Below are 6,050 nucleotides of genomic sequence, written 5' to 3' on the forward strand. Positions count from 1 at the left end.
TCCCTTCTGGCATTTTCACCCATTCTGTCGACACCCCCTATAAGCGTCAAGCCAGCCCCATCAGTTGTGCCAGTTGGCGCAACTGCCGCAGCAGATCCAGATCTGGCGGCTCGCCGAAAAGGAACAGAGGCAGCTCCTGATCACCCGCCACCCGTGTGGAGAGACGTTCAAGCAGCGCACGCTGCTGGCGCGGTTCCAATCGCGCATCAGGTTTAATGCAGAAGGCGGCCGGCTCACCGTCAGCCACTCCCTTGTCGGACCGCAGCAGACGATAGCAGTTCAGGCCCATCGTCTCGATTGACTCAGCATCTATCCCCTGCCGCAATACCAGTCCAGCCAGCTGCCCAGCCCATCCCTCAAGCAACTGCACCTGCTGTGCCTCCAGCGGGCTCTCGATCTCCAGATAGAGCTGGAAGCCATCATCCAAATCATCCAACCACTCCAGCAGTGTCGAGGCTGCGAGATCCGCCCACACTGCCTGTGGCAACAACACTCCGGGAAACTCGTTGGCATAGTAGGTCAGGCGCCAGTCAGCCGGCAGATCCTCCGGGTAAAAACTGCCCTGCCAAGCCGGGTGGTCCCAACCACGGGCGTAGATCTGCACTGTCGGTCGATTATCGGTCATACTGCGGACACCATAGGAGTGTGATCAATGGGCGAGATCCTGACATTCAAAAAGCGCACCCTGAGCGATAAGCACCGTGGCCGGGGGCTCTGTCGCGAGGGCTTTCACAAGTGGCAGACGGTCAAGGAGCGCCAGTTCGACGTTAAACAGGGGCGGCTGGTGACCCAGTTTCGCTGCAGCCGTTGCGGTGCTACCAAGACCAAGGCGCTATGAGGCATCCTGTGGCTTGATCAGCAGCCGCTCCACCCGCTCTCCATCGATCAGGTGGCGCTGCAGGATCTCATCCAGATCGTCCCTATCCACATAGGTGTACCAGACCGCCTCCGGGTAGATCACCAGCACCGGCCCATGTTCGCAACGATCAAGACAACCGGCGATGTTGACCCGCACCCCGCCCGGTCCGGCCAGCTCCAGCTCCAGCTTTAACCCGCTGCTTCAGATAGCCGCACTGCCCCGCCGCGTTAAAGCGCCCGCAGCAGGGGCGCCCATCATCGCGCTGATTGGTGCAGAAGAAGAGGTGATGGCGGTAGTAAGACATGGCCTTCTCGCTGTGAAGCCTCGCTGATTTGTCGCTATTATAAGCGCGATGAGCGCGATTCACCCCCCCTTTGCGACAAAACCGCACCGCCTGCCGGGCATTTCCGACCCAGGCTCCAGCCAGTGACACCTGAACAGCTGATCCTCGAGGCGGACCGCTGCGTCAAATGCGGCCTCTGTCTGCCCCACTGCCCCACCTACCGACTGCTGCGCAACGAGGCCGACTCGCCACGCGGGCGGATCGCACTGATCCAGGCGCTGGCCGACGGCAGCCTGCCGGCCGATCCGACCCTGAGCCGACACCTGGAGGGCTGCTTGCACTGCCGACGCTGCGAATCGGCCTGCCCCTCCGGGGTCGCCTATGGTGCGATGATCGATGGTGCCCGGCAGCTTCTGAACAGCAGGCGCAGCAGCTGGCACAGTGCCTTCAAGCAACAACTAATCAAGCGGCTGAGCCAACCACGCAGACTAAAAAAGTGGCTCGGATTTGCCAGACTGGCCAAGCGTTTTGGGCTGCTGCAGTGGCTGGCGCGCCAGCGCTTCGGGGTCAGTTCCCGGCTGGCAGCCATCGCCAACCAGATCCCCACCCCAGGACCAAAGCTCCCCGCCCTGCTGCCCACCCACACCGCCAGCGGCCGCAGCGCCCTGCTCTTCACCGGCTGCGTTTCACAATCGCTCGAACCGCAGCTCATCGAGGCAGCGATCGAACTGCTGCGGCAGTTGGGCTATGCGGTGGAGATCCCCGAAGCACAGCACTGCTGCGGCGCGCTGCACCGTCACAGCGGTGGTCTACAGCAGGCGCAGCAACTGTGCGAGCATAACAGCGCCCTGTTCGAGATAAGCCGGGTCGGGGTGATCGCCACCCTCGCCAGCGCCTGTCACAACGAATTACTCGAGCACTGCCGTACCACTCCACCGATACGTTCGCTTGTCGAGCTGCTGCTGGAACAGCCCTGGCCCGCGGAGCTGACTCTGCGCCCCCTGCCGCAACCGGTGCTGCTGCACCAGCCCTGCAGCAGCCGTGGAGATCACGCCGCCCGGTTATTACAGCGGATCCCCAAGATCCAACTCCTGCCGGTACCACAGAGGCTCGGTTGCTGCGGCGCGGCAGGCAGCCATCTGCTGTTCCAGCCCGGCATCTCCGATGGCCTGGGCGCGGCATTACTGGAGGAGATCCGCGCACTCAAGGCCCCGCTCCTGGTCACTCAGAACAGCGGCTGCGCCCTGCAAATTCGCAACCTGCTGCAACAGGCAGGAGTGGCGATCGAGGTGCTGCACCCGCTCGAGCTGATCCTCCGGCAACTGCAGCAGACCAGGCACTAATACCCGAACCGGTTGAACTCCACTCCTCAGAGAGGCTATCTTAAGCATTATGAATGCACGAAGTTACACCTCGGCCGAGCGTCTGATCCTCGGTTTCGACCAGGCCCTGCGCACCGTGTTTGGCCGCCCCCAAGTCACCGAGCGAGCCAATCCCGCACACGGCCTCGACGAGTCAGAGATGAGCGAGCAGGAGCGCGACGAGACTGCACGCCTGATGCGCATTAACCACACCGGTGAGGTCTGCGCCCAGGCGCTCTATCAGGGCCAGGCGCTGACTGCCAAGCTGCCGGAGGTGCGCGACAGCATGGAGCGCGCCGCTCAGGAGGAGAACGACCATCTGGCTTGGTGTGAAAGACGCCTCGATGAGCTGGATAACCGCAAGAGCGTGCTCAATCCGCTCTGGTTCGCCGGCTCGTTCGCCATCGGCGCCGCCGCCGGGCTGGCCGGCGACAAGTGGAGCCTGGGCTTTGTCGCCGAGACCGAACATCAGGTGGAGGCGCACCTGAACAGCCATCTGCAACAATTGCCCAGCCAGGACGCCAAGAGCCGCGCCATTCTCGAACAGATGAAAGAGGATGAGATCCACCACGCCACACTGGCGCTTGAGGCCGGCGGCACCGAACTGCCAGGCCCGATCAAACTGGCGATGAAGCTCACCTCTAAGCTGATGACCACGTCGGTCTACTATCTGTAATGGCGCCGTAGGCGCACCGCAAGCCGTGCGAACAGGCCATTCACGCTGCAGCAGCGCTGCCTACATTAGTCTCATGCCCTTCTGGATGTTGCGGCCGTAGAAAATCTCCATCATCTCCCGCTTGATCCGCTCGCTGATCTCGCGCTGCTGGCGCGGTGGCATGTCGTCCACCTCCATGCCGAACAGGTAGCCGTCCAGATCGAACTCCTTGAGGATCATCTTGGTGTGGAAGATGTTCTCCTGATAGACGTTGACGTCCATCATCTGGTAGCGATTTTTGGTGTCGCGGGCCAGGTAGTTCTGGATCGAGTTGATCTTGTGATCGATGTAGTGCTTTTTGCCTCCCACATCGCGGGTAAAACCGCGCACCCGGTAGTCCATAATCACGATATCCGACTCAAATGAGTGGATCAGATAGTTGAGCGCCTTCAGTGGCGAGATACGCCCGCAAGTGGAGACGTCGATATCGACGCGGAAGGTACTAATGCTGTTCTCCGGGTGGCTCTCTGGGTAGGTATGCACGGTGATGTGGCTCTTGTCGAGGTGTGCCACCACCGCATCGGGCAGCGGCCCCGGCGCCTCGGTATTGGAGAGCTGCTGCGCCGCCACTGGCTCCTCGGAAATCAGCATGGTGACGCTGGCCCCCTGGGGATCGTAATCCTGATGCGCGATATTCAGGATATTGGCGCCAATGATGTTGGCCACATCGGTCAAGATCTGGGTCAGGCGCTCGGCGTTATAGGCATCATCGATATACTCGATATACTCCTTTACTTGCGAGGGCGTCGCCGCATAGCAGATATCGTAGATATTGAAGCTGAGGGTCTTGGTCAGGTTGTTGAATCCATGCAGCTTAAGACGCTTCATCTGCGGATCCTGCCTCATTGGAAATGGAAAGGCGGGCAAGGCTAGGCCATCTGCCCATCCGCCGTCAATCGGTTATCTGCGGCGCTCCCACTCCGCCACCGGTGGATGGTAAATGATCTGCACCACCATGCCATCGGGATCATAGCAGTAGAAGCTGCGCGCGCCATCCCGATGGGTGCGCGGCTCGGTGCGCATCTGCACACCCTCAGCCTGCAGGAAGGCAAACCACTCATCCACCGCCGCCTTCGTGGCGAGAAAAAAACCAATGTGGTCGAGACGCTGTTGCGACTCATCCCGCTCGCCTGGCGCAGCCTGGTGCAGAGCCAGATTATCCGGCCCAGAGCTGAGATAGACGTTGGCCGGATCGGGACGCCACTCCACCTGCATGCCGAGCAGGCTCACATAGAACCGTTCGCAGGCAGGCAGATCCCGCACATAGAGCGCCACATGACGCATGCCCAGATTGGAACCGGGTCGATTCATCACAACACCTCGCGGGAGGCCTGCTCCCATACCGATTCGCCAAAGCTGCGCTTCACCACCAGCGGCAGGGCGATGGCGCCCTCGGCAAACAATTTGGCATGAAACTGCAGCGGCGACAGCTGCGGCTGTTTTTCCAACACTCGACGGCGCGTCGCCTCCAGCAGGCGCACACCGATCAGTGCCATGAAGGCATCGGTGGGGTGGCGCGATATCTGCGTCAGGCGCGACCCGGCAGTGTTGCCCAGGATCGCCACACTGCGCAGTCGCGACAGCGCGGTCACGCCGTCGATATCGCCCAGATGGTACTCCAGCTCCACCACCGCCTCCTCCGCCAGCGCCAGTCGACGCTGCTGCAGTAGCCGCCGATCTGCTTCAGCAAAGTAGTCCTGCTCTTCCAGCAGGCCGCTCATATAGTGGGCCCAGCCACGTTTGAAGGCGGCGGACGGGTTGATCTGGCGCACTAGGCTATGCGCCTCGATGCCACCCGCCCAGGCAAGAAAGTGGCGCCCGGCCCAGCCGGCATAAAGACAACGCAGGCGAATCTCCGCCAGGCTTTCACCACCCTCAGACCGCTCGGTGCGGCAGGGCAGGTAGATCACGCCACCCGCTTCGGTGCGGCAGTAGCTGTCACAGGCGATACGACTCAAACACCCCTCGGTCAGCCGGATCTCGCAGGGCTGTTCAGGTGGCTGCAGCAACTCCCGCTCCAGCACAAACGCCTTGAGCCGAGCCAGCTCCTCGCGATAGACAACCTGCCGCTGCTCACCGGTCAGCTCAGGCCCCACCAGATGCCGATCCTGCAGATCGTCCACATCGACACCCAGCTCAGCCAGTTGTCGTCGAATCTTCTCCCTCTCCCGTCGCGCCAGCTGCAGTGCCTGCTCACCGCTCAGGGCCAACTGATGGCGGTTGCGCAGGATCAGATCCACCATCTCCGTACCACAGCTCGAACTCCCCTGCGCGGCTGGCACTATCTCATCCTGCAGGAAGTGTTGATAGTCCTCCAGCGCCTCGGCCGCGGTGCAGCTCAACCCCTGCAACTGCCCCTGTTCAGTACAGCATTCCCGCCCCTGCGGCAGCTCCTGTACCAGCCGGTGCAGCCAGGGGATGCCGCGCTCAAGCAGCTCCAGCGCCTCTGCCAACCACAGACTGGAGACCAGTTCCGGCAGCTCCAAGAGCTGACTGCGCGCATCACGCAGATAGTTAGGGGTGCGCTTCAGCAGCCCCAGCACAGCCTCGCAAAGCTGCTCGGGTTGGCGCAGCACCAACTCTTGCAGAGTCCGCAGCGGCAGATAGCGGGCCGGATCACGATGCCGCCAGTCCTGCTCCAGCAGCCAGCGGCGTTCAATGATCACCGCACCATAGATCAGCTGCAGGTCGATCTGGCGATCCGCATCAAGCGCATCCAAGCTGAACTCGGAGAGCCCCAGCAACAGATTGCCGAGCCAACCGGCCAACGCGCCCACATCATCGTCGCCATCCGCAGCCAGTTGCCCCTCATAACCCGCGACACCGGCAAAC

General features: G+C 61.9%; 7 protein-coding genes and 1 pseudogene. 3 read left to right on the top strand and 5 right to left on the bottom strand.

Annotated elements, in window-relative coordinates; genetic code table 11:
* Positions 1 to 46: 46 nt before the first annotated feature.
* Entirely contained in the window at positions 47 to 625 is a 579-nt protein-coding gene (locus RIFP1SYM_RS08625; RefSeq protein WP_005961972.1) for a hypothetical protein, read from the bottom strand.
* A 27-nt stretch (positions 626 to 652) separates the two neighbouring features.
* Here RIFP1SYM_RS08625 and RIFP1SYM_RS08630 point away from each other — a divergent pair, with 27 nt between their 5' ends.
* Positions 653 to 838: a hypothetical protein gene (locus RIFP1SYM_RS08630; protein ID WP_005961974.1), complete on the top strand. Its 186-nt coding sequence runs from the start codon at positions 653 to 655 to the stop codon at positions 836 to 838.
* On the opposite strand, the pseudogene RIFP1SYM_RS08635 reads toward RIFP1SYM_RS08630, so the two are convergent.
* Positions 833 to 1,163: pseudogene (locus RIFP1SYM_RS08635) on the bottom strand ((2Fe-2S) ferredoxin domain-containing protein). The gene RIFP1SYM_RS08630 and the pseudogene RIFP1SYM_RS08635 sit on opposite strands and share 6 nt — an antisense overlap.
* Before the next feature lie 122 nt (positions 1,164 to 1,285).
* Between RIFP1SYM_RS08635 and RIFP1SYM_RS08640 the strand changes: the two are divergent.
* Entirely contained in the window at positions 1,286 to 2,485 is a 1,200-nt protein-coding gene (locus RIFP1SYM_RS08640) for a (Fe-S)-binding protein (protein WP_005961978.1), read from the top strand.
* A gap of 49 nt (positions 2,486 to 2,534) precedes the next feature.
* A complete protein-coding gene (coq7, locus tag RIFP1SYM_RS08645; RefSeq protein WP_005961980.1) occupies positions 2,535 to 3,179 on the top strand; it encodes a 2-polyprenyl-3-methyl-6-methoxy-1,4-benzoquinone monooxygenase in 645 nt (214 codons plus the stop codon).
* 60 nt (positions 3,180 to 3,239) lie between these two features.
* On the opposite strand, the gene speD is transcribed toward coq7, so the two are convergent.
* The 3 genes from speD to RIFP1SYM_RS08660 all read right to left on the bottom strand — a co-directional run.
* Positions 3,240 to 4,046: an adenosylmethionine decarboxylase gene (gene speD / locus RIFP1SYM_RS08650; RefSeq protein WP_006474337.1), complete on the bottom strand. Its 807-nt coding sequence runs from the start codon at positions 4,044 to 4,046 to the stop codon at positions 3,240 to 3,242.
* Between the two features lie 72 nt (positions 4,047 to 4,118).
* Positions 4,119 to 4,529, bottom strand: coding sequence for a VOC family protein (locus tag RIFP1SYM_RS08655; protein WP_039960102.1), 411 nt, complete (start codon positions 4,527 to 4,529; stop codon positions 4,119 to 4,121).
* Positions 4,529 to 6,050 (bottom strand): DUF885 family protein (locus RIFP1SYM_RS08660; protein ID WP_050798737.1); only part of this gene is annotated, 1,522 nt, incomplete at its 5' end. The genes RIFP1SYM_RS08660 and RIFP1SYM_RS08655, both read right to left, overlap by 1 nt.

Source organism: endosymbiont of Riftia pachyptila (vent Ph05), from assembly GCF_000224455.1.
Lineage (GTDB): Bacteria > Pseudomonadota > Gammaproteobacteria > Chromatiales > Chromatiaceae > Endoriftia > Endoriftia persephonae.

Coding starts and splice junctions, on each gene's coding strand:
- speD (WP_006474337.1), bottom strand. CDS start 4,046: ATGAAGCGTCTTAAGCTGCATGGATTCAACAACCTGACCAAGACCCTC.
- coq7 (WP_005961980.1), top strand. CDS start 2,535: ATGAATGCACGAAGTTACACCTCGGCCGAGCGTCTGATCCTCGGTTTC.
- RIFP1SYM_RS08655 (WP_039960102.1), bottom strand. CDS start 4,529: ATGAATCGACCCGGTTCCAATCTGGGCATGCGTCATGTGGCGCTCTAT.
- RIFP1SYM_RS08630 (WP_005961974.1), top strand. CDS start 653: ATGGGCGAGATCCTGACATTCAAAAAGCGCACCCTGAGCGATAAGCAC.
- RIFP1SYM_RS08625 (WP_005961972.1), bottom strand. CDS start 625: ATGACCGATAATCGACCGACAGTGCAGATCTACGCCCGTGGTTGGGAC.